The organism is Saccharopolyspora soli (assembly GCF_022678645.1).
Taxonomy (GTDB): Bacteria; Actinomycetota; Actinomycetes; order Mycobacteriales; family Pseudonocardiaceae; genus Saccharopolyspora; species Saccharopolyspora soli.
In genome coordinates this window covers 62,917-87,897 of sequence record NZ_JALBWV010000018.1, presented here as the reverse complement: position 1 = coordinate 87,897, position 24,981 = coordinate 62,917, and the positions used below count along the sequence as shown (strand labels likewise).

Annotated in this window: 20 protein-coding genes; 13 read left to right on the top strand and 7 right to left on the bottom strand. The window is 68.4% G+C overall.

Translation table 11 applies throughout. The features are described from left to right. Positions 1-32: 32 nt before the first annotated feature. From MOQ72_RS15925 to MOQ72_RS15915, 3 genes are all read left to right on the top strand, one after another. The gene (locus MOQ72_RS15925; protein ID WP_242184336.1) at positions 33-1,880 is read left to right on the top strand and encodes an NHL domain-containing thioredoxin family protein; all 1,848 of its coding nucleotides are present in this window, start codon (positions 33-35) and stop codon (positions 1,878-1,880) included. Between the two features lie 211 nt (positions 1,881-2,091). Then, positions 2,092-2,412, top strand: coding sequence for a GroES family chaperonin (locus MOQ72_RS15920; RefSeq protein ID WP_093260968.1), 321 nt, complete (start codon positions 2,092-2,094; stop codon positions 2,410-2,412). Between the two features lie 130 nt (positions 2,413-2,542). After that, the gene (locus MOQ72_RS15915) at positions 2,543-4,606 is read left to right on the top strand and encodes a VanW family protein (RefSeq protein ID WP_242184335.1); all 2,064 of its coding nucleotides are present in this window, start codon (positions 2,543-2,545) and stop codon (positions 4,604-4,606) included. 299 nt (positions 4,607-4,905) lie between these two features. On the opposite strand, the gene MOQ72_RS15910 is transcribed toward MOQ72_RS15915, so the two are convergent. Further along, entirely contained in the window at positions 4,906-5,670 is a 765-nt protein-coding gene (locus MOQ72_RS15910) for an endonuclease/exonuclease/phosphatase family protein (protein ID WP_242184334.1), read from the bottom strand. Positions 5,671-6,149: 479 nt separating this feature from the next. Between MOQ72_RS15910 and MOQ72_RS15905 the strand changes: the two genes are divergently transcribed. From MOQ72_RS15905 to MOQ72_RS15885, 5 genes are all read left to right on the top strand, one after another. After that, positions 6,150-6,938 (top strand): ABC transporter substrate-binding protein, encoded by a 789-nt coding sequence (locus MOQ72_RS15905; protein WP_242184333.1) that lies wholly within the window; start codon positions 6,150-6,152, stop codon positions 6,936-6,938. Between the two features lie 168 nt (positions 6,939-7,106). Next, positions 7,107-7,949 carry an amino acid ABC transporter permease gene (locus tag MOQ72_RS15900; RefSeq protein WP_242184332.1) on the top strand — a complete coding sequence of 281 codons (843 nt, stop codon included), beginning with the start codon at positions 7,107-7,109 and terminating at the stop codon, positions 7,947-7,949. A 160-nt stretch (positions 7,950-8,109) separates the two neighbouring features. Continuing rightward, complete coding sequence (locus MOQ72_RS15895; RefSeq protein ID WP_277954148.1) at positions 8,110-8,871, top strand: amino acid ABC transporter ATP-binding protein; 762 nt, start codon at positions 8,110-8,112, stop codon at positions 8,869-8,871. Between the two features lie 207 nt (positions 8,872-9,078). After that, the gene (locus tag MOQ72_RS15890; protein WP_242184331.1) at positions 9,079-11,355 is read left to right on the top strand and encodes an oxidoreductase; all 2,277 of its coding nucleotides are present in this window, start codon (positions 9,079-9,081) and stop codon (positions 11,353-11,355) included. 190 nt (positions 11,356-11,545) lie between these two features. Next, positions 11,546-12,406, top strand: coding sequence for an SGNH/GDSL hydrolase family protein (locus tag MOQ72_RS15885; protein WP_242184329.1), 861 nt, complete (start codon positions 11,546-11,548; stop codon positions 12,404-12,406). Positions 12,407-12,575: 169 nt separating this feature from the next. Here MOQ72_RS15885 and MOQ72_RS15880 read toward each other — a convergent pair whose 3' ends face one another. Beyond that, a complete protein-coding gene (locus tag MOQ72_RS15880) occupies positions 12,576-13,790 on the bottom strand; it encodes an ROK family transcriptional regulator (RefSeq protein WP_242184327.1) in 1,215 nt (404 codons plus the stop codon). Between the two features lie 121 nt (positions 13,791-13,911). Between MOQ72_RS15880 and MOQ72_RS15875 the strand changes: the two genes are divergently transcribed. Genes MOQ72_RS15875 through MOQ72_RS15865 form a run of 3 tightly spaced genes read left to right on the top strand, consistent with a single transcriptional unit; the run spans position 13,912 to position 16,957 of the window. After that, entirely contained in the window at positions 13,912-15,252 is a 1,341-nt protein-coding gene (locus tag MOQ72_RS15875) for an extracellular solute-binding protein (protein ID WP_242184325.1), read from the top strand. Next, complete coding sequence (locus MOQ72_RS15870) at positions 15,252-16,118, top strand: carbohydrate ABC transporter permease (RefSeq protein ID WP_242184323.1); 867 nt, start codon at positions 15,252-15,254, stop codon at positions 16,116-16,118. The genes MOQ72_RS15875 and MOQ72_RS15870 overlap by 1 nt, the downstream gene beginning before the upstream one ends. Further along, positions 16,118-16,957 (top strand): carbohydrate ABC transporter permease, encoded by an 840-nt coding sequence (locus MOQ72_RS15865; protein WP_242184322.1) that lies wholly within the window; start codon positions 16,118-16,120, stop codon positions 16,955-16,957. The genes MOQ72_RS15870 and MOQ72_RS15865 overlap by 1 nt, the downstream gene beginning before the upstream one ends. A gap of 3 nt (positions 16,958-16,960) precedes the next feature. Here MOQ72_RS15865 and MOQ72_RS15860 read toward each other — a convergent pair whose 3' ends face one another. Then, a complete protein-coding gene (locus MOQ72_RS15860; protein ID WP_242184320.1) occupies positions 16,961-17,653 on the bottom strand; it encodes a TetR/AcrR family transcriptional regulator in 693 nt (230 codons plus the stop codon). Between the two features lie 91 nt (positions 17,654-17,744). On the opposite strand from MOQ72_RS15860, the gene MOQ72_RS15855 reads away from it, so the two are divergent. Both MOQ72_RS15855 and MOQ72_RS15850 read left to right on the top strand, forming a co-directional pair. Beyond that, positions 17,745-18,947: an FAD-dependent monooxygenase gene (locus MOQ72_RS15855; protein WP_242184317.1), complete on the top strand. Its 1,203-nt coding sequence runs from the start codon at positions 17,745-17,747 to the stop codon at positions 18,945-18,947. A 102-nt stretch (positions 18,948-19,049) separates the two neighbouring features. Beyond that, positions 19,050-20,669, top strand: a complete 1,620-nt coding sequence (locus tag MOQ72_RS15850) for an alpha/beta hydrolase (RefSeq protein ID WP_242184316.1) — start codon at positions 19,050-19,052, stop codon at positions 20,667-20,669. Positions 20,670-20,756: 87 nt separating this feature from the next. Here MOQ72_RS15850 and MOQ72_RS15845 read toward each other — a convergent pair whose 3' ends face one another. From MOQ72_RS15845 to MOQ72_RS15830, 4 genes are all read right to left on the bottom strand, one after another. Continuing rightward, positions 20,757-20,921, bottom strand: coding sequence for a hypothetical protein (locus MOQ72_RS15845; protein WP_242184315.1), 165 nt, complete (start codon positions 20,919-20,921; stop codon positions 20,757-20,759). 280 nt (positions 20,922-21,201) lie between these two features. After that, complete coding sequence (locus tag MOQ72_RS15840) at positions 21,202-23,016, bottom strand: phosphoenolpyruvate carboxykinase (GTP) (RefSeq protein WP_242184314.1); 1,815 nt, start codon at positions 23,014-23,016, stop codon at positions 21,202-21,204. Positions 23,017-23,557: 541 nt separating this feature from the next. Next, complete coding sequence (locus tag MOQ72_RS15835) at positions 23,558-24,301, bottom strand: DUF6802 family protein (RefSeq protein ID WP_242184313.1); 744 nt, start codon at positions 24,299-24,301, stop codon at positions 23,558-23,560. A gap of 460 nt (positions 24,302-24,761) precedes the next feature. After that, positions 24,762-24,980: a hypothetical protein gene (locus MOQ72_RS15830; protein ID WP_242184312.1), complete on the bottom strand. Its 219-nt coding sequence runs from the start codon at positions 24,978-24,980 to the stop codon at positions 24,762-24,764. Position 24,981 lies beyond the last annotated feature (1 nt).

Here is a 24,981-nt window from a genome sequence, read left to right as displayed (position 1 = left end):
CACCGCATCACACCGTCTTGTTGACTCGGGGCGTGAGTGTTGAACAGCGGAAACCGCGCGCCCGAGTCCGCGCCCCCGAGTTCGTGGGCCGTCAGTGGTTGAACACCGGCGGGCAGCAGATCAAGCTGGCCGATCTGCGCGGACGAGTCGTATTGCTCGATTTTTGGACGTTCTGCTGCATCAACTGCTTGCACGTGCTCGACGAGCTCCGGCCCTTGGAGGCCGAGTTCGCCGAGGAGGTCGTCACCATCGGCGTGCACTCGCCGAAGTTCGAGCACGAAGCCGATCCCGACGCCTTGGTCGCGGCCGTCGAGCGGTACGCCGTGCACCATCCGGTGCTCGACGACCCGGAGCTGACCACCTGGCAGAACTACGCCGTCAAGGCGTGGCCGACGCTGGTCGTGGTGGATCCCGAGGGTTACGTCGTGCACGTTGCCGCTGGTGAGGGACATGTTGCCGCACTGCGCAGCGTGATCACCGAGGTCATCGCCGAGCACGAGGCCAAGGGCACGCTGCATCGAGGCGACGGTCCGTACGTGCCGCCGGAAGCGGCTGGGACGACGCTGCGCTTCCCCGGCAAGGTCGTCGCGCTGGACAACGGGAACTTGCTGGTCTCCGACTCGGCGAACCACTCCCTGGTGGAGTTCGCCGCCGACGGCGAGACCGTGGTGCGTCGCATCGGCACTGGTCAGCGCGGTCGCGCCGACGGGAATGCCGCCGAGTTCGCCGAGCCCGCCGGGCTCGCGCTGCTGCCGCCGCACGTCGCCGAGCAGGTCGGGTACGACGTGGTCGTTGCCGACACCGTCAACCACCTGCTGCGTGGCGTTCGGCTGGCGGACGGCCACGTCACCACGCTGGCCGGGACCGGGCAGCAGTGGCGCGACGGCGCGGACCAGGGCCCCGCGCTGGAGGTGCCGCTGACCAGCCCCTGGGACGTCTCCTGGTGGGAACCCGCTGGTGGGGTCGTGGTCGCGATGGCGGGCAACCACACGCTCGGCCTGTTCGACCCGATCGCGGGCGCGGTCCGGCGGTTCGCCGGGACGACTGTCGAGGGCCTGCGCGACGGCGCCGCTGACCAGGCGTTCTTCGCCCAGCCGTCCGGCCTGGCCGACGGCGGCGACCGGCTCTGGCTGGCGGACTCCGAGACCTCGGCGCTGCGCTGGGTCGAGGCCACCGACGCGGGCTTCGAGGTGCGGACCGCCGTCGGCACCGGGCTGTTCGACTTCGGGCACGCCGACGGTCCCGCCGACCAGGCCCTTCTCCAGCACCCGCTGGGCGTCGCGGTGCTGCCCGACGGCTCGGTCGCGATCTGCGACACCTACAACGGGGCCATCCGGCGCTACGAACCGGCGACCGGCGAGGTGTCCACCTTGGCGACCGAGGTCGCCGAGCCGTCCGGTGCGGCGGTCGTGGACGGTGAGCTGGTCGTGGTCGCCTCGGCCGCGCACCGGATCGAACGGCCGGTGCCCCCGGGCGTCGCCGCACAGCTCGTCGAAGGGGCATCGCAGCAGGTCAAGCGGCCAGCGACGGAGATCGGCGGGGGCGAGGTCGAGCTCGCGGTGGTGTTCACCCCGCCGCCGGGCACCAAGCTGGACGACCGCTACGGGCCGTCGACCCGGCTGGAGATCAGCTCTTCCCCGGCGAACCTGCTGGTCGAAGGCGCCGGTGCCGGCACCGACCTGGTCCGTCGCTTGGTGTTGGCCGACGGCATCGAGCAGGGTGTGCTGCACGTGGTGGCGCAGGCCGCCAGCTGCGACGACGACCCTGCCATTGAACACCCGGTCTGCCGCCTGACCAGGCAGGACTGGGGCGTGCCGATCAAGATCACTGCCGCCGGACCGAACCGACTGCCCCTAGTAATGGGCGGCCTCGACGCCTGAGAACTGTCTTCCAAGCTCGTTTTGCGTGGCGGTGCAAGGTGCGTAGGTGGGCTAAGCGGTTTCGCCGCTTCAAAAACAAGATCAAAGACGAGCACCAAGCCCGACCGGGGTCGTGAGTGCGCGACCGGGTCGGAGCCCGGTTACGCACTCACGACCCACAACACGTGACCTGGCCGGTTGGTCACCCGGTGGTGGCAAGTAAACTTTTCGGGTGACCGATGCCAAGCTCGAAATCCAGATGCTGCACGACCGGGTCATGGTGCGCATCTCTCCGGAGTCCGGGGAACGCCGCAGCAGCGGCGGCATCGTGATTCCGGCGACCGCCCAGGTGGCCAAGCGGCTGCTCTGGGGCGAGGTCTTCGGCGTGGGCAGTCACGTGCGTACCGTGAAAGTCGGTGACCAGGTGCTGTTCAACCCCGACGAGCAGTTCGAGGTCGAGGTGCAGGGCCAGGCTTACCTGGTGATGCGGGAGCGGGATCTGCACGCCGTGGCCAGTGAGCGCACCGAGCAGGGCACTGGGCTCTACCTGTAGGCGGACCAGGCTGCTGGCCGGTCGGCGGACCGTGCGAGGGTGATCGCCGCAGCACTTCCGGTCGGTGCCCCACCGGCCATCGAGCAATTCGACGCGCCCCACCGCAGGACCGACAGGAGAAGGGGAAGCGGTGCCGGAAGACCACGATCACCGAAGTGCGGATCCGTCGACCGATCGGTTCCGTCCCAACCCGGACCAGCGTCCTGCTGACGGCGCCCAGTCGGAGCGCGGCGCCGAGCAGACCACTCGGTTCTCGCCGGTGAACCCCGCCTTCGAGGAGCGCACCCGGCCGAACCTGCCCACGCAGGGCAAGCAGCCCGAACCGGAGTCGGACGCCGAGCGCACCGCCCAGATCGCCGCGCTGCCCTCGGACTTCTCCAACTTCCCCATCAGCGAGACCCAGGCGATTCCGCGGGTCGGCGCCGACACCAGCGGCTGGTCCGGCACCGTGCCGCCGTCGCCCCCGGCCGAGTCCTCGGCCGACCGGAAGCGCCGCGGCCTGATCCGGGCCGGGATCGCGGCCGGGGCCGCGGTCGGCGCACTCGCGCTGCTCTACGTCGGCGACCTGATCTTCACCAGTGGCCAGGTGCCGCGTGGCACCGTGGTCGCTGGTGTCGACATCGGCGGGTTGGACAAGGCCGTCGCCGAGACCGAGCTGCGCGACCAGCTCACCCCCGGCCTGAACGAGCCGGTGCGGCTGCAGGTCGGCGAACGCGCCGCCACCATCAACCCGGACCAGGTCGGCTTAGAGATGGACTGGGCGGCGACCGTGGAGCAGGCGGGCCAGCAGCCGCTGAACCCGTTCACCCGGTTTGGCTCGCTGTTCGCCACGCACGAGGTCACCCCGATCAGCCACGGCGACCGCGAGCAGCTGGTGCAGGCGCTGGAGCAGGTCCGCCCGCAGCTGGACCGGGCCCCGGCCGAGGGCACCATCCGCTTCGAAGGCACCAAGCCGGTCGCGGTCGCCCCGCTGACCGGGCAGAGCATCGACGTGCAGCGCGCCACCGACGAGGTGCTCGCCCACTGGGCCGACGACATCCCGGTGCAGGTGCCCTACACCGAGCAGCCGGTGACCACGACGATCGACGGCGTGCGCACGGCGCTGCGCGACATCGCCGAGCCTGCGGTGTCGGCGCCGGTCACGGTACGAGGCGAGGGCAAGAACGCGACCTTCACGCCGGAGGCCATCGCCGCGTCGCTGCGCTTCGAGCCGGACGGCCTCGGTGGGCTGAAGGCCAACCTGGACCTGCCGACCGCGATCGCCAGCGTCGAACCGCAGCTGGCCGACACGCTCAAGCCCGGCAAGGACGCCGAGATCGTGCTGGAGGGCGCTACCCCGGTGGTCCACCCGTCGATCGACGGCATCGGCATCGACTGGGCCAAGAGCTTCGAGCGGATCAACGAGGTGTTCGGCAGGCCGCAGGACCGCACCGTGCAGGCGATCTACGTGCACCAACCCGCCAAGTTCACCACCGAGCAGGCCAATGGGCTGGGCATCCGCGAGGTGGTCGGCGAGTTCACCACCGGTGGTTTCGAACCCGCGTCCGGGGTGAACATCCGGCGGGTCGCCGAGCAGGTCAACGGCGCGATCATCAAGCCCGGCGAGACCTTCAGCCTCAACGGCTACACCGGACCGCGCGGCACCCCGCAGGGCTACGTCGAGTCCGGGATCATCGAGGACGGTCGACCGGCGCGGGCCGTCGGCGGCGGCATCTCGCAGTTCGCCACCACGCTGTACAACGCCTCGTACTTCGCCGGTATGCAGAACGTCGAGCACAAGGCGCACAGCTACTACATCAGCCGCTATCCGGCTGGCCGCGAGGCCACCGTGTTCCAGAACCCCGACGGCAGCAGCGTCATCGACGTCAAGTTCAAGAACGTCGCCAAGAGCGGCATCATGATCACCACGCGTTGGACGTCGTCGTCGATCACGGTGACGATGTGGGGCACCAAGCAGTTCGACGTGACTTCGCAGACCGGTGAGCGGACCGCGCCCACGCAGCCGCACGAGAAGGTCGTGCCGCCGGGCGAGCCGTGCAGTGCGAGCAAGGGGGCGCCGGGCTTCACGGTGACCGACACCAGGACCATCCGGGACATCTCCACCGGCCAGGTGCGCACCGAAACCCAGCGCACGGTGTACGACCCGCAGCCGATCATCCACTGCGGAGCCCCACCACCAGCTCCCCCAGGCTGACGACGAGGGCCCCTTCCCAGCGGGAAGGGGCCCAGCAACAGATAGTCGGTAACAACTTCCGGTGGTCGACTGCCGCCGCGACGAGCAACTGAAGCCCACGGCTGAGCGGTCGCAAGCGCCGAAGGCGCTCAGCCCACCTACGGCACTTGCACCGCCGCGGGTTCTCAGGGGTTTTCTCGCGAGGACAGCCCCGACGCCGCGTATTTGGACATACGTCAATCGGGGATCCCGGAGTCGAGAAGACCTCTGAGGTTCCGCTACCCGCACCGCCATGCAAACCACCCCCCGCGAACTCTCCTCTAGTGCGCCGTTTCGACGAGTAGGCCGGGGTGGTTCGTGCCGTCGATCGGGAGCATTTCGGCTCGCTCGAACTGGAAGGTGTCCATCGCGAACACGTGCTGCACGCTGCCGTCGTCCTTGCGGTACCAACCGTTTGGCACGCAGGACTGCACGTCGGGGTTGCCACCGGAGAGCAGGTTCAAGTCGCCGCCGATCACCGTCTCGGTGCCGAGCGCGAGTGCGACCCCGGACAGCTCGCGGCACTGCTCAGCCGCGATCTGGGCGTCGCTCGCGGCCAGGTGCGTGGTGCACGCCGCGACCTTCGAGTACGGCACGCACAGCAGCACGCGCTGCTCGTTGCTGCCGTCCTGCGCGAGGTACTGCCGCTCTACCGGCGTCCCGGCCGCGCCGAGATCGGGGTGCGTCAGGATGGCGATGCCGTAGTCGCCGCGGCCGTCCTTGCAGGCGTACGGGCTGCCCGTCGCCTTGTCGCCGACCGGCGTGAACTCCCACAGGTAGCCGGTCTCGTTCGTCATGCGGGTGATGTCTCGTGCGCAGATCTCGTTGAGCGTCACCACGTCCGGCCGCCGCTGCTGGATCGCCGCGATCGCGGCGTCGACCGACTTGCCAGCCGAGTAGCAGTCCTCGAAGCCGCTGTTGCAGAGGTTGAGCTGGAGCACGTCGAAGGACTTGGCAGCCGGGGCTTGGGCGTGGGCGACGGGTAGCGCGACGGCAGCGAGCGCGGTCAGGGCGGCTGCCGCCCACCGCGCGGCCGATCGCATCATCGTGACCTCCTCGGGGCTGGTGGTCGAGGGCGCTGCGCCCCGTCGAAGTCTCCTAACCAGCGGATACCTGCTCGACCGCCGGATGGGGTAGTGGCGATTTCTCGACAAAGCGACTCCGGCGGACACGCTGCGTGCACCTCGCGTGATCGTTGGCGAGTGCGCGGGGTCGCGCTTCGCAGCGCGCTGGTCGCTCCCTGTTGACCAGTGGCACATACCACATGAAACTGAGGTCCACCCAGCAATCGCGGGCAACAACCCGCATGAACAGGGGAGGTTCGGCGGAATTCCTTTCGTGTTCCCGGTTCTCCGCTGGCAGGTTTCCGATCGCCCGTCGACCGGTGTCCGGCGACGGCGGGAAAACTTGATGGGTTCGCAATACTCAGCATTGGGATTACACCCGAACGAGTGGCACCATTCGAGCACTCGCGTTCTCACCTACTAGGAGTGACATCGTGGCGCGTCGCAGAACACTACGAGCGATGGCTCTGCTGCCCGCTCTCGCCCTGGCCACCGCCGCGGCGGCGGGCTGTGCCGAATCCACCACCGGCGGTGGTGGCACGGCCGACGGCGGTGTGCAGGTGATCAAGGCTGGCGTCCTCACCACCTGCACGCACATGGACTACAAGCCGTTCCAGTTCCACGACCAGGGCAAGGTGGTCGGCTTCGACGTCGACCTGGTCGACGCGATCGCCAAGGACATGGGACTCACGCAGGAGATCGTGGACACCCCGTTCGAGGGCATCCAGTCCGGTGAGGACCTCAACACGCGGCGCTGCGACGTGGCCGCCGCGGCCATGAGCATCACCCCACCGCGCGAGGAGAACTTCGACTTCTCCGACCCGTACTTCGAGGCCACCCAGGCGCTGCTGACCAAGAAGGGCTCGAACATCCGCAGCCTCGCCGACCTGCGCGGCAAGAAGCTCGGCGTGCAGCTGGCCACCACCGGCGAGACCTATGCCAACGACAACAAGGCCGCCAACGGCTACGAGGTCGTGCAGTTCGAGGACCTGCCGCTGTCGGTGACCGCGGTGGAGACCGGTCAGGTCGACGCGGCGATCAACGACAACAGCGTGTTCGGCGACTTCGTCAAGACGAACCCGAACGTCGAGATCACCAACGAGTTCACCACCGGTGACCAGTACGGCATCGGGGTGGCGACCGGCAACACCGCGCTGAAGGACCGGGTCAACGCCGCGCTGAAGAAGCTCAAGGAGAACGGCGAGTACAACAGGATCTACGAGAAGTGGTTCGGCAAGGCACCGCAGTGAGCAGGTGGGCCAGCTGAGCGGAATCTCGGCGCGTCCGAGATCCGCGTGCTGGTCCGACGCCGAGTGCGGATCGGGCACTGCTGCGACCTCGGGGTGAGCGCCCCGGTTGCCAAGGCGGGGCCGACGGGTGCTCCAACCGTCGGCCCCGAACACTGATCAGGAGACTTCATGACAACGGAAACCGAGCGGCCCACGGCAGGTCTGGGCCGACGACAGCGCGCCAGGCTGAACCGCGGCATCCAGTACGGCGTGCTGATCGTGGTCATCCTGGTCGCGGCAGTGGTCGCGGACTGGGGCTCGATCGCGCGCGCGTTCTTCAACGTCGACGTCGCGGTCGCGCAGTTCCCCGAGGTGATCACCACGGCGTTGGTGAACACCATCATCTACACCGCGCTGGGCTTCGGCTTCGGCCTGGGACTGGGCATCCTGCTGGCGCTGATGAAGATGTCGCCGGTCGCGCCGTACCGGTGGATCGCCACCGGCTACATCGAGTTGTTCCGCGGCCTGCCCGCGCTGCTGGTGTTCATCGCGCTGGGCTTCGGTGTGCCGATCGCCTTCCAGCTGCGCTTCGACATCTACTCGACCGCGATGCTCGCGCTCGGCCTGGTCGGCGCCGCCTACATGGCCGAGACGATCCGGGCGGGCGTGCAGGCGGTGCCGCGCGGCCAGGTCGAGGCGGCGCGTTCGCTGGGCATGTCGCCGCTGCGCACCATGGTCACCGTGGTGATGCCGCAGGCGTTCCGGATCATTCTGCCGCCGCTGACCAACGAGCTGATCCTGCTGACCAAGGACTCCTCGCTGATCTACCTGCTGGGGCTGGCCGGTAGCCAGTACGAGTTGGCGAAGTTCGGCCGGGCGGCGCTCAACGAGTACGCGTCGCTGACGCCGCTGCTGGTCGCCGGGTTGTGCTACCTGATCATCACGATTCCGCTCTCCCGGGTTTCCGACCTGCTGGAGCGCAAGTACGGCGGGGTGCGGACCAAGGCCGGACACGGAGGTGCGGGGGCATGAGCAGCCCTGTGCCAACCGCAGTCCTCCTCAACCGCACCTCAGGGGACCGTGAAGCAAGCCAGCCACCAGAAACCCCGAAACGGGAGATTCGCGCTGGACGCCACCACCACTGTGAATCGCGGAGAGGCGGACCAGTGAATCGCGGAGAGGCGGACCAGTCATGAGCGACGTCATGATCGAGATCACCGGGCTGAGCAAGTCGTTCGGCTCGTTGGAGGTGCTGCGCGGCATCGACCTGGAGGTGGACCGCGGCGACGTGGTGTGCGTGATCGGTCCGTCCGGCTCCGGCAAGTCCACCCTGCTGCGCTGCGTCAACCTGCTGGAGGAGCCGAGCGCGGGCAAGGTCGTGGTGGACGGAGCCGAGCTCACCGACCCGGACACCGACTTGGACGGCGCCCGGCGGCACATCGGCATGGTGTTCCAGCAGTTCAACCTGTTCACGCACCTGCACGTGCTGGACAACCTGACCGTCGCGCAGCGCAAGGTGCTGGGCCGGGACAAGGCCGCGGCCGAGCGGATCGCGCGGGAGAACCTGGCGCGAGTCGGCTTGTCCGACAAGGTCGACGCGATGCCCGCGCAGCTCTCCGGCGGTCAGCAGCAGCGGGTCGCGATCGCGCGGGCGCTGTCGATGAACCCGAAGGTGATGCTGTTCGACGAGCCGACGTCGGCGTTGGACCCGGAGCTGGTCGGCGACGTGCTCGGCGTGATGCGGCAGCTCGCCGACGAGGGCATGACCATGCTCGTGGTGACCCACGAGATGCAGTTCGCCCGCGAGGTGGCCGACCGGGTGCTGTTCATGGACGCTGGCGTGATCGTCGAGCAGGGCCCGCCCGCCGAGGTCATCGGCGCCCCGAAGGAGGACCGCACCCGCACCTTCCTGGCCCGCGTCCTCGACCCCACGCACACCCACGCCGCGGAGTGACCTGACAGGTCGTGAGTGCGAAAGCGAGTTGGAGCCCGCTTTCGCACTCACGACCAGTTTCACGTGGAACGACGGAGCTGTACGCCATCTCGGTGTACCGCGGAATGTGTCGCAACCAGCAGTCGAGATCACACGTCAGAGTTCCAGGGGTAGTTGATCGACTACCTTTCGTGTGAATCATCGGGTTGGACAAGTTCGGGAGCACGGGTGCCGGTCGTCAAGCCGTGGGACAACAACGGTCCGCTTACCGCTGCCGAGCAGCGGTTCGAGGAACTGCTCCGGCAGGGCAGGACGGATCGCGCGGTCCAGGACGGCGGTCCGCCGCTGGACGTGCACGCCGCGCAGCACGACCAGGACCTGGAGATCCGCGGCGAGTACCTGGGTCGACGGCTGGTCGAGTCGCTGGAGGAGACCGGTTGGCGACCGTTCTCCCGGCGCACCGGCCAGCAGCCGGTCATCGCCATCGAGAACGCGGTGATCACCGGCCGACTCGACCTGCGCGCCACGGATCTGCCCTACCTGCTGGAATTCGTGCACTGCCGGTTCGAGAACGCGCCCGACCTGCGGCAGGCCAACATCGCCGGACTGGTGCTCTGGCACTGCCGGTTCCCCGGACTCGACGCCCGGAACCTCAACACCAGCAACGACACCCTGCTGCGCAACTGCACGAGCATCGGCGGCATCGTCGACCTCGCCGACGCGCAGCTCGGCGGCTCGCTGGTGCTCAACGACAGCGAACTGCGCAATCCCGGCGGCCGCGCCATCTACGGCGACCGGTTGTCAGTTTCCGGCGCGCTGCTCGGGCTGCGGTTGCAGGTGTCGGGGGAGATCCGGATCCCCGGCGCGAAGGTCGGTGGCAACCTCAACTTCTCCGGCGGCGTACTGCGCAACCGCGGCCGATACGCGTTGAACGCCAACGGCATCCAGATCGGCGGCAGCCTGCGCTGCGACGTCGACCCGCTCACCCGGCGGCCGTTCACCGTCGCCGGGCTCCTCTTCCTGCCCAGCGTGCACATCGCGGGTGACCTGCGGTTGCGGGACGCGGTGCTGGAACCCGGCGTCGCTCCGCCGCGTCGCGGCGAGTCCCAGCACGACGACCCGACCAGCACGCTCATCGCCGACCGCGGCGACATCCGCGGCGACGTGCAGATCGACCAGGGCTTCCGCAGCGGCGGCACGGTCCGGATGGTGAGCGCGCGGATCGGCGGCGACTTGCGGATGTCCGGTGCGCACATCGACCTGAGCTGGTCCCGTTCGCCGAAGGCGTCGGTCGAGCAGCCGCTGCGCGCGCTGCACATCGACGGCACTGAGATCCTCGGGAACCTGGAGGCATCGCGGGTCGAGTTGCACGGCCAGCTGCGGATGATCGACGTCCGGGTGCACGGCAGCTTCCAGCTGAACCGGGCGAAGGTGCACGGCCCGCGCACCGATGCGGTGCAGGCCAGCCGAATAGTGGTCGGCAGCAACCTGGACTGCCGGGAGGCCGACATCATCGGCTCGATCCAATTGCAAGGCGCCCAGATCGGCGCCAACGTCGACCTGCGCTCGGCGCGGCTGACCAAGCCCGCGTGGCACCGGCACCGGTTGGCGTACAAGTCCTCGGTGGACCTGCGTGCCGCCCGCATCTCCCGCGACCTGGTGTGCGCGGAGGGCACTCGGCCGTTCCTCGCGGAAGGCGAGGTGCAGCTGCGGCGTGCGGAGATCGGGCGGCAGGCGAACTTCTGGGGCTGTCGGCTCGGCGACGGTTCCAGCCGCAACGCGATCAACGCCTTCGGCCTGGTCGCGCAGGAACTCACGCTGGTGCCGGGGACGGCGCCGCAGGGCCGGATCATGCTGCGGCAGGCGCAGTGCGAGCTGCTCGCGGACAACGCGGCGCTGTGGGAGGCATCCGGCGGGGTCGACGTCGAGGACTTCGCCTACGACAACTTCACCGAGAGCATCGAGCCGACCGACCGGGCCGCGGTGCTGGAACGGCTGAGCTGGCTGCGGGCCAACTCCGGCGGCCGGTACCAGCCGGGGCCGTACGACCAGTTGGCGCGGGTGTTCCGCGGCAACGGCAACGAGGAACACGCTGTGACGGTGCTGATCGAGAAGCAGCGGCGGCGCTACCAGGCGATCGCGGCCACCACCCGCCCGGCGTTCCGATTACCAGTGCGGTTGTGGAGCATGCTGCAGTTGATCACGGTCGCCTACGGCTTCCGCCCGCTGCGCGCGCTGATCTGGCTGGTGCTGCTGACCGCCGCGGGCACCACGTGGTTCAACTACCACCAGCTGGCCCCGATCAACACCGAAGACCACCCGGTGTGGAACCCGTTCCTGTACACGGTGGACCAGCTGGTGCCGATCATCAACCTCGGCCACGACGTGATGTGGCAGGCGCACGGCAATTCCCAGTGGATCACCGTGGTGCTCATCGCGGCGGGCTGGATCCTGGCCACCACGGTGGCCGCCGGTATCACCAGAGCCTTGCGCCGGGAGCTGTGAGAATGCGCGGATTCCGTTGCGCGGCGCGGCGGAACCGTCTCGGTCCCCGTGCACCACGGTCGTCCCGAGATGACATCTGGGAACCCGGCCCAAGTTCCTGGTTCGCCCCATCGTGAGGTGAATTCGCGAGCCCCCACGGACTGCTGCGTGCTAGATCAAAGCGGAATGCCAGCTCTCGCAGGAGGTTTCCGTGGGATTCCAGCTCGGTCGTCTCGCCCAACTCGGTTTCACCCTCACCGCGACGGCAGCTTTGCTCGCACCGACCGCGCACGCGGCCGATGAGTTCGAGTACGTCGCGATGGGCGATTCGGCAGCCGCCGGGCCGCTCATCCCGGACCCGGATCCGAACCTGCTCTGCTTCCGCTCGACGGTGAACTACCCGAGGGTGGTCGCCGAAGCGCTGGGCGCCGAGCTGACCGACGTCTCGTGCTCGGGCGCGACCATCGCGGACTTCACCGGCAAGCAGCACGGGATCGTGCCGCCGCAGTACGACGCGCTCGACGACCGCACCGACCTGGTGACCATCACCGTCGGAGGCAACGACGTTTCGCTGGTGCCAGCGGTGGTCTCCTGCGTCAACCTGCTTCCGGAACCGGTCGGTTCGTCGTGCGCGGACGAGTTCACCGCCGGTGGCGGGGACGAGTTGGCGGCGCGGATCAAGGCGTTCGCCCCGCGCTTCGACGAGGTGCTCGACCAGATCCAGCGCCGAGCGCCGAAGGCCGAGATCGTGGTCGTCGGCTACGGCACGTACCTGCGACCGGGCGGCTGCTACCCGAAGGAGCCGCTGTGGTCCCGCGACGCGGACTACATCCAGTCCAGTGTGGACAAGCTGAGCGCGGTGCTCGCGCAACGGGCGGCGGCGCACGGAGCGAGGTTCGTCGACCTGGGTCCGGTGAGCAAGGGCCACGACGTCTGCGCGCCTCCGAAGAACAAGTACTACGAGGGAGTGATCCCAACCTCGGCGGCGGCCCCGCTGCACCCGAACGCCAAAGGCATGAGGGCCTTCGGCGAGACGGTAGCCAAGGCCATCCAACCCCCCCAGAACTCCTGAACACCGGCACGGCCGCCCACGGCACTCCGTCGCCCCACAAGGTGACGAGAAAAGGGGTGAGGGGCACCCTTCACCAAGTTACTTGGTAAAGGGTGCCCCTCACCCCTCGCCTGAATGGGGTCGTGAGTGCGTGAGCGGGCTCCAGGCCGGTTACGGACTCACGAGGTGGTCAGGGGCCCAGGAGGGTGGCGACGCGGGGGGAATAGGCGCGGTCGAGCACCAGGGACGCCGCGCCGACCGCACCGGCATCCTCGCCGATCAGCGCGGTCTCCACCCGCACCGGGCGGATCTTGGGCGCCCACACCTGCGCCTCGACCACCTTCGCCACCCGCGACCGCACCAGCTCCGCCACGTGCCGCAACGCAGGCCCACCGAGCACCACGCGATCGACGTCCAACACGCTCACCACCGACGCCACCGCGTGGCCCAACCGAGTCGCCGCCACCCGCAGCACTCGCGCCGCGGTGGCGTCGCCGTCCGCTGCTTGTCGGCACAACTGCTCGTAGGTCTCCGCGACCGACCCTTCCCCGGGTTGTCTGGTCGCCGCCCGCCAGTCCGCGACGATCGCGCGCATCGAGCAGTACGCCTCCAGGCAACCCCGCTTCCCGCAATGGCATTCGCGCCCGCCGCCGCTGTGCACGTGTCCGATCTCGCCAGCGTTGTTGCTGACCCCGCGATGCACCTGATCGCCGAGCACCACCCCGACGCCCACCCCGGAGCCGAGGTAGACGTACACGAACGAGCCCGCGCGATCAGCGCAACCTGCCCAGCGCTCGCCGATCGCCGCCGCTGTCGCGTCGTTGTCCATCACCACCGGCAGACCTGCGCGTTCCTCGACGATGTCGGCGAGCGCGACTTCCTCCCACCCCGTCAGGTTCGGCGGGGCGAGCACGCGGCGGTGCGCCGCGTCCAGCGGTCCGGGCACCGCGAGCCCGACGCCGAGCACCCGATCGTCGGCGATGCCGGACCGGCGCACCAACTGGTGGCAGGTGCGGGCCAGCGCGGCGGCCATCGCCGCGGGCGAGGCGTCGTCGGGAACCCGGCGCCGACTGCGCAACCGAACCCCGCCCGCCAGGTCCAGCAGCACGCCGGTGATCCGCTCCGGGTCCAGGTGCAGGCCGACCGCGGAATACGCGTCCGGCACCACTTTCAGCAGCACCCGGCGTTTGCCGCCGGTGGACGGGGCGTGCCCGTTCTCGGTGACCAGCCCGTCGTCGATCAGCGCGCGGACGATGTTGGACATCGTCTGCGCGGTCAGCCCGGTGCGTTGCGCGAGTTCGACGCGGCTGACTTCACCGTGTTGGCGGATCGCGTCGAGCACGACCGCACGGTTGAATCCGCCCACCCGTGGCAGATTCGTGCCCTGCCAGGACGCTTTCGCCATCGGCGCTCCTCGTGGAGGGAACGGCAAGATCATTGACTTGTTCCATCGAATGGAATTAACTAACCCAGAGTGTGATCCACATCTCAGGTCAAGCGCAACCACTGCTGGCGGGAGGACCGCGATGCAGCGAAGCAGAGCGATATCGGTGCTCATCACCGCGACCTTGGGGATCTCGTTGGCCGCGTGCGGCGGCGGCCCGGCCGACGATCCGAACACGATCAGCGTCGCCTACCACCGGTACGGCAACACGCTCCAGGTCGACCAGTGGATGCAGCGCGTCAAGCAGCAGTACGAGCAGGCGCATCCGGGTAAGACGGTCCAGCTCGACCCGGTGGTCGCGCCGGAGGGCGAGTACCTGTCCAAGCTCCAGCTGCGGATGCGTTCGCCGTCCACCGCGCCGGATGTGCTCTACGAGGACAGCTTCAACGTGAACTCCGACGTCGAAGCGGGTTACCTGGCACCGCTGGACGAGCGCCTCGCGCAGTGGCCGGACTGGAACCAGTACATCGACACCACCAAGCAGGCGGGCAAGGCCCAGGACGGCAAGACCTACGGGGTGCCGCTGGACACCGACACCCGCGGTCTCTGGTACAACCGCCGCCTGTTCGCCGAAGTCGGGTTGCCCGCCGAATGGCAGCCGCGCACCTGGGACGACGTCCTGAACGCGGCCCGCCAGATCAAGCAGCGGCGCCCGGACGCCATCGCCATGGACCTCGCGCTGGGCAAGGCCGAGGGCGAGTCGGTGAGCATGCAGACCGTCGAAATGCTGTTGTACGGCACCGAAACCGGCACGCTCTACGACGAGCAGCAGCAGAAGTGGTTGGTGCCCAGCAAGGGTTTCGCCGACGCGATGGGCTTCCTGTCCACGGCGTTGGCGGAGAACCTGACGCAGAGCAAGGCGCAGATCGCCGACGCGCAGTACGACAAGGTGTTCCGCGACGACCTCACCCGCGATGGCAAGGTCGGGATCCGGTTGGACGGCAGCTTCGCCTCCGGCAACTGGTCGGACTCCGGCTGGAACGACTGGCACCAGACGATGTCGGCGACCCCGATGCCCACCCAGCACGGGCAGCCGCCGGGCACGGTGACCCTCTCCGGCGGCTGGACGCTGGCGATCAGCTCGTCCAGCACCAAGCAGGACGACGCGTTCGAGTTCATCAAGCAGGCGATGGCCAAGGACAACGTGGTGGAGTACGCGGCGGCCAGCGGCAACTTGCCAGCTCGCGCGGACGCCGCCGCCGATCCGCGGGTGGTCGAGGCGAACCCGCTCAACCAGTTCTGGATCGGCCTGCTGGGCACCACGCACTACCGGCCCGCGTTGCCGGAGTACCCGAAGGTCTCCGAGGAGATCCAGAAATCGGTGCTCGACGTGGTGGCCGGTCGACCGCCGGGCGAGGTCGCCGACCAGTGGGCGCAACAGGTTTCGCGCATCGTGCAGCCCGCCAACACCCGAGCGGGCTGATGGCGGCGCGGGTCTGGCGATGGCTGGCGCCGATGGCGCCCGCGCTGTTGCTGCTCGGCCTGTTCGTGATCGGGCCGATCCTGTGGAGCGGCTACGTCTCGTTCACCAACGCCGCGCTCAGCGGTGTGGCGGCCACCAACCCCGAGTTCGTCGGGCTGGAGAACTACTGGCGGCTGTTCACCGATCCGGCGCTGTGGCACTCGGTCTGGCTGACCGTGGTGTTCACCGTCGGCTCGGCGGTCATCGGGCAGAACTGCCTGGGCATGCTGATCGCGGTGCTGACGCAGCACCGCAGCCGCTGGTTGCGCAGCACGGTGGGCACGATCGTGGTGTCGGCCTGGGTGCTGCCGGAACTCGTCGCGGCCCTCGCCGTCTACGCGTTCCTCAACTCCGATGGCACCCTGAACAACCTGCTCGCCGCGATCGGCCTCGATGCGCAGGACTGGCTCTACAGCGCGCCGATGGTGGCGGTGATCGTGGGCAACATCTGGCGGGGCACGGCGTTCTCGATGCTGGTCTACCAGGCGTCGCTGTCCGAGGTGCCCACCGACCTGGTGGAGGCCGCCGAGGTCGACGGCGCCGGGGTGGTCCGCCGGTTCTGGCACGTCACGCTGCCGATCATCCGGCGTTCGGTGCTGACCAACCTGATGCTGATCACGTTGCAGACGATCGGCGTGTTCACCCTGATCTACGTGCTGACCGCCGGTGGCCCCAACGGGGCGACGCAGACGTTGCCGCTGCTGATGTACGACACGGCCTTCGAGTTCGACGAGATCGGTTACGGCGCCACGATTTCCCTGGTGTTGCTGCTGATCGGCGGTCTGTTCGCGGTGGTGTACGCCAAGAGCCTGCGAGATGAGGTGTGATGGCTTCGGTTACCGCCGCCCGGCGACGTTCGGTGTCCACCGTGGTGCACCTGGTCCTGGCGGTCGTCGCCCTGGCGTTCCTGGCTCCGCTGTTGTGGCTGGTCACGGCCGCGTTCGAGGTTGACGCGCCGCTGTCGGCGCGGTTGCCCACCGCGTTCACCCTGGACAACTTCGGCCAGGTGTTGAGCTGGGAGCTCAGCGGTCGTCCACTGTGGAACGGACTGCTGATGTGCGGTGGTGCGGCGCTGATCTCGGTGGTCGCTGCGGTGTTGTGCGCGTATCCGCTGTCCCGCTACCAGCTGCGGTTCCGGCGGCCGTTCCTGTACATCGTGCTGTTCGCGTCCGGGCTGCCGATGACCGCGGTGATGGTTCCGGTGTACAGCATGTTCGTGCAGCTGGAGCTGATCGACTCGATGTTCGGCACCACGCTGTTCCTGGCCGCCACCTCGCTGCCGATCGCGATCTGGATGACCAAGAACTTCATGGACGGGGTTCCGATCAGCCTCGAAGAGGCGGCGTGGGTGGACGGCGCGTCGGGGATGCAGGCGCTGCGTTCGATCGTGCTGCCGCTGATCACGCCGGGCATGGGCGTGGTCGGGATCTTCACCTTCATCACCGCCTGGGGCAACTTCTTCGTGCCCTTCATCCTGCTGCTGGACCCGACGAAGCAACCGGCGTCAGTGGGGGTGTTCACCTTCTTCGGCCAGGGCGGCCTGATCGCCTACGGGCAGCTCGCGGCCTACTCGATCATCTACACGGCGCCGGTGGTCGTCCTCTACCTGGTCGTCGCCCGAACCCTCGGCGGCGCCTTCAGCCTCGCCGGAGCCATCAAGCACTGAGCTTCAGGCGGAGCGGTCGGCGACCAGGGCTTCGAGGCCGTCGAGGATCCGGGCCAGGCCGAAGTCGAGCGCCTGGTCCTGGGTGTCCTCGCGGGTCGCCGCCAGCGCCGCGCTGACCGCCGGGTACCGGTCGCCGTGCTCGCGCATCAGCTCGACCAGGACCGCGCCGAGGTGCTTCTCCGGATCGCCGCCGGGCACCGCTGCGGCCTGTTGGGCGATGTTGCGGACGTGGCCGACGAGGACGACCACGGCGTCCATCCGCTCGCTGCCGTGCAGGCCGGTGCCGTCGAGCGCGGCGATGGCCGATTCCATCCAGGACAGTTCGTTGGGGCCGGGAACGCGCGGGCCGGTGGTCGCTTCGAGCGTCCAGGGATGCCGCAGGAACAGCGGCAGCAGCGCCCGCGCCCACGCGTCCAGCCGGTCGCGCCAGCCACCTCTGCGCAGCTCGGTTGGCTGGCCCATCGCGAGATCGGCCATCAGCGCGACCAGTTCGGCCTTGCCCGGCACGTACCGGTACAGGGACATCTTCGTGAAGCCGAGCTCCTCGGCGACGCGCTGCATCGAGACCGCGGCCAGCCCTTCGGCATCGGCGATCCGGATGCCGGTGCGGGCGATCAGGTCGAGGTTGAGCGCGGGTTTGGGGCCGCGGCGCGGTGTCGGTCGGGCGCCCCACAGGACCTCGACGTTGCTGGCCACCGCCACCTCCGGGCTTGCCGTCGCGACAAAACTGTGTCTACTATACACACATATTAACTGTTTCCGATGGACACAGATTTGGAGTGCTGACATGCTCAAGAAGGTCCTGATCTCGGGTGCGAGCGTCGCCGGGCCCGCGCTGGCCTGCTGGCTGGGGCGCTACGGCTTCGAACCCACCGTCGTCGAGATCGCCCCGGCGCTGCGCGGCGGCGGGCGTGCCGTGGATTTCCGCGGCGAAGCGCATCTGACCGTCCTGGAGCGCATGGGCGTCCTGGCGGAGCTGCGCGACATCCAGACCGGCGGCAGCCCGATGACCTTCGTCGACGAACGCGGCCGCACGCTGCTGCACCTGCCCGCGCACTTCGCTGGCGGGGACGTGGAGGTGCTGCGGTCGGACCTCGCGAGGGTGCTCTACGAGCGCAGCGCGGATGTCGCGGATTACGTCTTCGGTGACTCCGCAGCCGAACTGACCGAGACGCCAGGTGGCGTGGAGGTCACCTTCGCCTCCGGCGCGCAGCGCTGCTTCGACCTGGTGATCGGTGCGGACGGGGTGCACTCCGGGGTCCGCCGACTCGCCTTCGGACCCGAGGAGCGCTTCGTCAGCCACCTCGGCTACTACGTCGCCACCTGGGACCTGCCCAACTACCTCGGCCTGCCGCCCGGCTCGCTGAACTACAACGCGCCGGGGCGGCTGGTCTCCGTCGGTTGCGACTTCCGGGACTCCGAGCGGGCCAACGCGTTCGTGGTCTTCAAGGCGCCGCGGCTGGACTACGACCGCCACGACCTCGACCAGCAGCGCCGGTTGATCACCGACGCCTTCGGCGATCTCGGCTGGGAGGCACCAAGGCTGCTGGCGTCGCTGGGGTCAACCGAGGAGCTCTACTTCGACTCGATCAGCCGGGTGGACGTCGATCCCTGGTCGCGCGGGCGGATCTCGCTGGTCGGGGACGCCGCCGGCGGCGCGACGATCGGCGGGATGGGCACCGGGACCGCGATCGTCGCGGCGTACGTGCTCGCGGGCGAACTGGCCGCCGCGGACGGGGATCACCGGGCCGCGTTCGCGCGGTACGAGTCCCTGGTGCGCGACTACGCGACCGGGTGCCAGGTCGGCGGTGACCGCACGGGGAAGTTCCTGGCTCCCGGGCGGTTCGGCCGCTGGGCGCGAAACCTCCTGCTGGGCAACGAGTTCCTGCTGAACCAGATGCTGAAAGCGGGCCAGGACGTCAGCAGCGGAATCGATCTCCCCTGCTACGACCTTCCGCACCACGGCGCCGGGGCGACGCGGAGCTCCTGACATTTGTCACAGGAAGTATCGACGGACGGTAGTACCTCGTCGCGATGTCCCCTGATTTGCTGATCTTGGGATCACTCAAGGTCACCAATGGAAGGGGACTGCATGCGGAACACCACGCGTGCAACAGGGGTTGCGACCATCCTGGGGGCGCTCCTCGCGACTGGTCAGCCCGCGCTGGCCTCGCCCGTGCCGACGTTCGAGGTTCCGGCGAAGTTCGCCGAGCAGCGCATCCAGTGGGCGCCGTGCTTCGCGGGGGAGCTCCCACCGGAGCTCCCACCGGGATCCGAACGCCTCGAATGCGGCACGTTGGCCGCGCCGATGGATTGGCACAATCCCAACAACGGCGGGGAAATCAGCATCGCGGTCAGCCGACTGCCCGCCACCGGCGGTCCGAGCGACCGCGCGCTGTTCACCAATCCCGGCGGCCCCGGCGGGGCGGGCCTGGCGATGCCGCTGGCGATGCTCAGCATCAACCGCCCGGAGTTGCCCGCGAACTTCGACATCTACGGCATCGACGTGCGCGGCACCGGGCGCAGCAGCACTGTCTCATGTGGACCGCAGCGGCAGCCGAACCTGGACGTCCGGGACCGCGATCCGGCCAACATCCAGGCGCTCATGGACCTCAACAGGCAGTTCGCCGCGGACTGCCAGCAGCACAGCGGCGAACTCGGACGCTACGTCACCACCGAGCAGACGGTCGCCGACCTCGACCTGCTCCGGCAGGTCGAGCGGCGCGAGAAGATCAACTGGTACGGGGTTTCCGGTGGCACCTGGCTCGGCGCCTACTTCGCCACCTACTTCCCGCGGTCGGTGGACAAGGTGGTGCTGGACTCGAACGCTGAGTTCACCGGCAGTTGGCAGGACGTCTTCGGCTGGCAGCCGATGGCCTTCGAACGCCGCTGGCGCGCGGACGTGCTGCCCTGGCTGGCCGCGCACGACGCGAACTACCACCTCGGTACCGACCCGGCCCAAGTACAGGCCACTGTGGACGGTCTGCGCGCCGCGTTGAAGGCGAACCCGTTGCCGGTTCCGGACGGCCCACCGGTCGACCACAACGCGTTGGACGTCCTCGTGCTGCAGAGCATGTACTCGAAGTCCGCGTTCCCGCGGCTCGGCGACACCCTCGCGGCACTGCGCGAAGGCGCGGGCGAAGCGGCACCAGTGCTCGCGCAGGCGCGGTCGCGCACCATGCCGATGCAGGCGACCGACCCGATGGACAGCCAGACCGCGACGCTGTTTTCGATCCGCTGCAACGACACGGCATTCCGGGGCACGCCGGAGTCGGTGGTCGCGCAGTCCGGCATCCAGGGGTGGAAGTTCCCAACCTACGGCTACTACTCGATCTCGCAGCCGTGCTTGTACTGGGAGCGGCCCGACGTGAGCCTGCCGACGCCGACCGGAGCGGGAGTTCCGCCGGTGCTGATGCTGCATTCGGAGCACGACCCGGCCACCGCGTTCGAAGGGGCCGAGATCGCGCACCGGCAGTTCCAGGGCTCCCGCCTCGTGACGGTGCGCAACGAAGGTGATCACGGTGTCTACGGGATAGGAAATGCCTGCGTGGACGACGTGGTCGAGGGGTATCTGATCGACGGCCGGGTGCCGGAGGGGGATCTGACCTGCGAGGGGTTACCGGCGCCGGAACCGGTGCAGCCGCACGGTTTCGCGCCGACCGGCCGGAGTTTGCTCGATGTGCTGGAGGATCTGGCGGGCGTGCTGGGCTGATCCGCGAAATACCCGGTGAAAAGCTCGCGGGCGGTGAGTGGACTTGTTCCGCTCACCGCCCGCAGGCTTGTGCAAATTTCTTACCGATCATCTAAACTGCGCCCCCCTTTGCACGCCGACCTGATCCCGGTGAATGCGGTCGAGGTCACCGGCCTCGGACTGTTCGCTGGTTTCGTGATCCTCGTGGCGCAGCGACAGGAACACCGCAGCAACCGCGATAAGGGACAACGCCAACATGGCTAGATCAGCCATCACACACCCCCTCGTATCGCGCCTTTTCGGCGGTCTTCACTTCAGACGCGTTCAGTGTCCGCCTGGTTGCTGATCGTTTGCGATTCCCCGAAGTACTCCTTCGAGCTGCGTAGATCCACCTGCCAGCGGAACAAAAACGGTGTTTCCCCGAAAGAGTTTCATCTCTCTTGGGGAAACACCGCACGATTGCGCACAGTCCAGCTAGGCCCCGCACCGGACGGATGGACGCGAAAGCTTCCCACGTCGCTTCGCCAAGTCCACCCGTCCGGGGGTCGCCCGGTCAGTGACCGAGACGCTGTTTCAGAGCCGCCAGCTCGTCCCGCATCGAGCTCGGCAACGCATCGCCGACGGTGTCGAACCACTCGTCGATGAGCGGCAGCTCCGCCTTCCACTCCGCGACGTCGACGTTCAGCGCACCGTCGATGTCCGCCTTCGGCGCGTCCAGCCCGGCCAGCTCCAGGTCGTCGGCCGACGGCACCCGGCCGATCGCGGTGTCGGTCGCTGCCGCGTTGCCCTCCAGCCGGTCGACGATCCACTTGAGCACGCGGGAGTTCTCCCCGAAGCCCGGCCACAGGAAGCGGCCGTCCTCGCCGCGCCGGAACCAGTTCACGTAGAAGATCCGCGGCAACTTGCCCGCGTCCGCGGACTTGCCGACGTTCACCCAGTGCTGGAAGTAGTCGCCGACGTTGTAGCCGATGAACGGCAGCATGGCCATCGGGTCGCGCCGCACGTCACCGACCTTGCCCTCCGCGGCGGCGGTCTTCTCCGACGACAGCGTGGCGCCCAGGAAAACGCCGTGCTGCCAGTCGAACGCCTCGTTCACCAGCGGCACCGTGGTCTTGCGCCGACCGCCGAAGAGGATCGCCGAGATCGGCACGCCCTTCGGGTCGTCCCACTCCGGTGCCAGGATCGGGCACTGCGACATCGGCGTGCAGTACCGGGAGTTCGGGTGCGCGGCGTTCTCGCCGCCCTCCGGAGTCCAGTCGCGACCCTTCCAGTCGGTGAGGTGCTGCGGGTCGCCCTCCATGCCCTCCCACCACACGTCGCCGTCGTCGGTGAGCGCGACGTTGGTGAACACCGAGTTGCCCTGCTCGATGGTGCGCATCGCGTTCGGGTTCGTCTTCCAGTTGGTGCCGGGCGCGACGCCGAAGAACCCGGCCTCCGGGTTCACCGCGTACAGCCGCCCGTCCTCGCCGAAGCGCATCCACGCGATGTCGTCACCGAGCGTCTCGGCCCGCCAACCCGGAATGGTCGGTTGCAGCATCGCCAGGTTGGTCTTGCCGCAGGCAGACGGGAACGCGGCCGCGACGTAGTAGACCTTCTCCTCCGGCGAGATCAGCTTGAGGATCAGCATGTGCTCGGCCAGCCAGCCCTCGTCGTGGGCCATCGCCGAGGCGATCCGCAGCGAGTAGCACTTCTTGCCCAGCAGCGCGTTGCCGCCGTAGCCGGAGCCGAAGCTCCAGATCATCCGCTCCTCGGGGAAGTGGCTGATGTACTTGATGTCGTTGCACGGCCACGGCACGTCCTGCTCGCCCGGCTCCAGCGGCGCACCCACCGAGTGCAGCGCGGGTACGAACTCGCCGTCGGTGCCCAGCTTCTCCAGGACCTTCGCGCCCATCCGGGTCATGAGGTGCATCGACACCACGACGTACTCGGAATCGGTGATCTCCACGCCCAGCTTCGGCGGGTCGGCGTCCAGCGGGCCCATGCAGAACGGGATCACGTACATCGTGCGACCACGCATGCAGCCCCGGTAGAGCTCCGTCATGGTCGCCTTCATCTCGTTCGGGTCCATCCAGTTGTTGGTGACCCCGGCGTCCTTCTCCTGCGCCGAGCAGATGAAGGTTCGAGCCTCGACACGCGCCACGTCCGAGGGGTCCGAAGCCGCGTAGAACGAGTTCGGTTTCTTGTCCAGGCGGGTGAAGGTGCCCGCCTCGACGAGACGATCGGTCAGCCGCTGCCATTCCTGTTGCGAGCCGTCGCACCACACCACCTGGTCGGGCATGGTCAACTCGGCGACCTCGCGCACCCACGACAGCAGGCGCTCGTGTTCGGTTGGTGCCTGGTCGAGACCGGGGATGGTCAATGCGGTCATCGCGTCGTGTCTCCTGACTGGGCGCCACAGCCCGGATTGGGCGCCGACGGGGCGGCCCGTCGGCGTTTGCAGGGAAAGCTTCGCCCGGCCCGGGGGTCGGGCGAAGAGAAAAAGGGATGCACCGAGGCTAACGGCGAGAGCGGCGCGCGATGGAGATCAGAGTTGTTCGTTCTCTCACAGGAACGATAAGGGTATCGATTCAGAAGCGATCTTTTTAATGGTCCAGACGAAAATCTCGTCGTCCCGGGAACGCTCGAGTCCAGATTTTCCGGCGAACCGGACGTCCGCGCGAACGCCACGTTACGCGCGGGCATCAACCAAATGGCGGTTGTTTATCGCGGCCCACAAGGAGAACCCGCCCAACGCGGACCTCAGAAGCACCGGCCGGTCAAGAGAATTCGGGCCTGTCTGCGGCTGTGTTCGCAAAACACCTCAGCCGCTCACCGCGACCCCGCTCTTACGCCAGCGGCGGAGCCTGTGAGTTGGATCTCCCGGTGTGGCCGCTGCGGGTGGCGGCGCTGGCCACTGCGAAAGCCGGGCGTCAGCTCCAGGCGTCGTCGGAGTCGGCCTTGCCAGCCGCCGCCCCGCCGCGCTGACCACCGCCCTGCTGGTCGGAGTGGTGCTGGTCGCCGACGGTCGCCGCGTGCGGCTGGGCCGCGTCGTCGAAGGTCCAGGTCGCGTCGTCGGTCGCACCGGTCGCCGGGTTCGGCGCGTACTGCCCGTCGTCGGTCATCTTGCCCTGCTCGACCACGGTCCACTGCCCGTCGCCGGTGTGGTGCGAGATCGTCACGTCGCCGGTCTGGCTGATCTCCACCACCTGGTCCGCCGACCCGTCGCCGTCGACGTCGGTGACCAGCATGGTGCCGCCCGCGTCGGTCTCGACGACCGCGGTGTCGGCGATGCCGTCGGAGTTGGTGTCCTCGGTGGCCGGACCGACCTGCATGTCGCCCTGCGGGGTGTCGATGACCATCGACTGGCCGCCCTGGTCCTGCGGGTCGGCGCTGCCCGGGTGCTGGTCCGGCGCTTCACCGGTCCACTTGCCGGTCCCGGGGTCGAAGCGCGCCTGCTCGACCACGACGCCGTTGGCGTCGATCGACTGCATCACATCGGCCTGGCCGTCGGCGTTCTCGTCGATGTAGGCGACGTAGCCGTCATCGGTGAGCACCGTGACGGTCTCGTCCACGCCATCACCGTCGAGGTCGTAGTTGGCCTCGGCGGTGTACTCCTCGCCGTCGACCGTGACCTTGATGTCGCCGTCCCCCGCGCCGGTCTCCTCGATGTACACGTCCGCAACCCCTCGCCGCGATCAGCTTGCAACCATTAGGACGCAGGGTAGAGGGCGCAGGTTCCGCAGGTGAAGGACCTCGGTTCTGCCCGCGTCGGGCGAGCTGTCGCCCACACTTCGCCAAGCGCACGTGAAGGGCAGGTGGCGGCGTTGCCGATTTCGCGAGAAATCGCCAGCCCCACTTCGGCAACGCCGCACGACGAGTACTCGGACAGGCGCGAAGCGGGTGCACGGATGGGCTCCGAGGACCGTGCTGGATCGGAGGGGTGGCCGGGCGCCGGGGCGGGGGTGCGAAGCGCCCGGCCACCATGAGGTCCGGCCCGGGGAGGGACAACGGCCGGACGAGGTCTGTAGGTGTCGAACCCGGAGATGAGCCGGGGCTTCGGCGTCGACCGTTGTCAAAGCCGAAGGCGACCGAGGGGTTCGGATCGACCGACGTCGTGCTTCGCGTTGCTCGACGTCAAAGCCGAAGGCGGGCGAGGGTTTCCGGGCTCAGGCGATGGCGTCCGGTGGACTCGGTTTCCCGATGTCGTTCGGCTTCGACTGCTTCGATCAGCTGCCAGACGTTGAGCGCACCGTCACCCGCACCGGTGTGCTGAGCGCGCGGCACGCGAATGAGCAGCATGCTCGCGATCAATGCGTTGACCAGCACGAGAGTGCTCACCTGAAGCCAGAACATC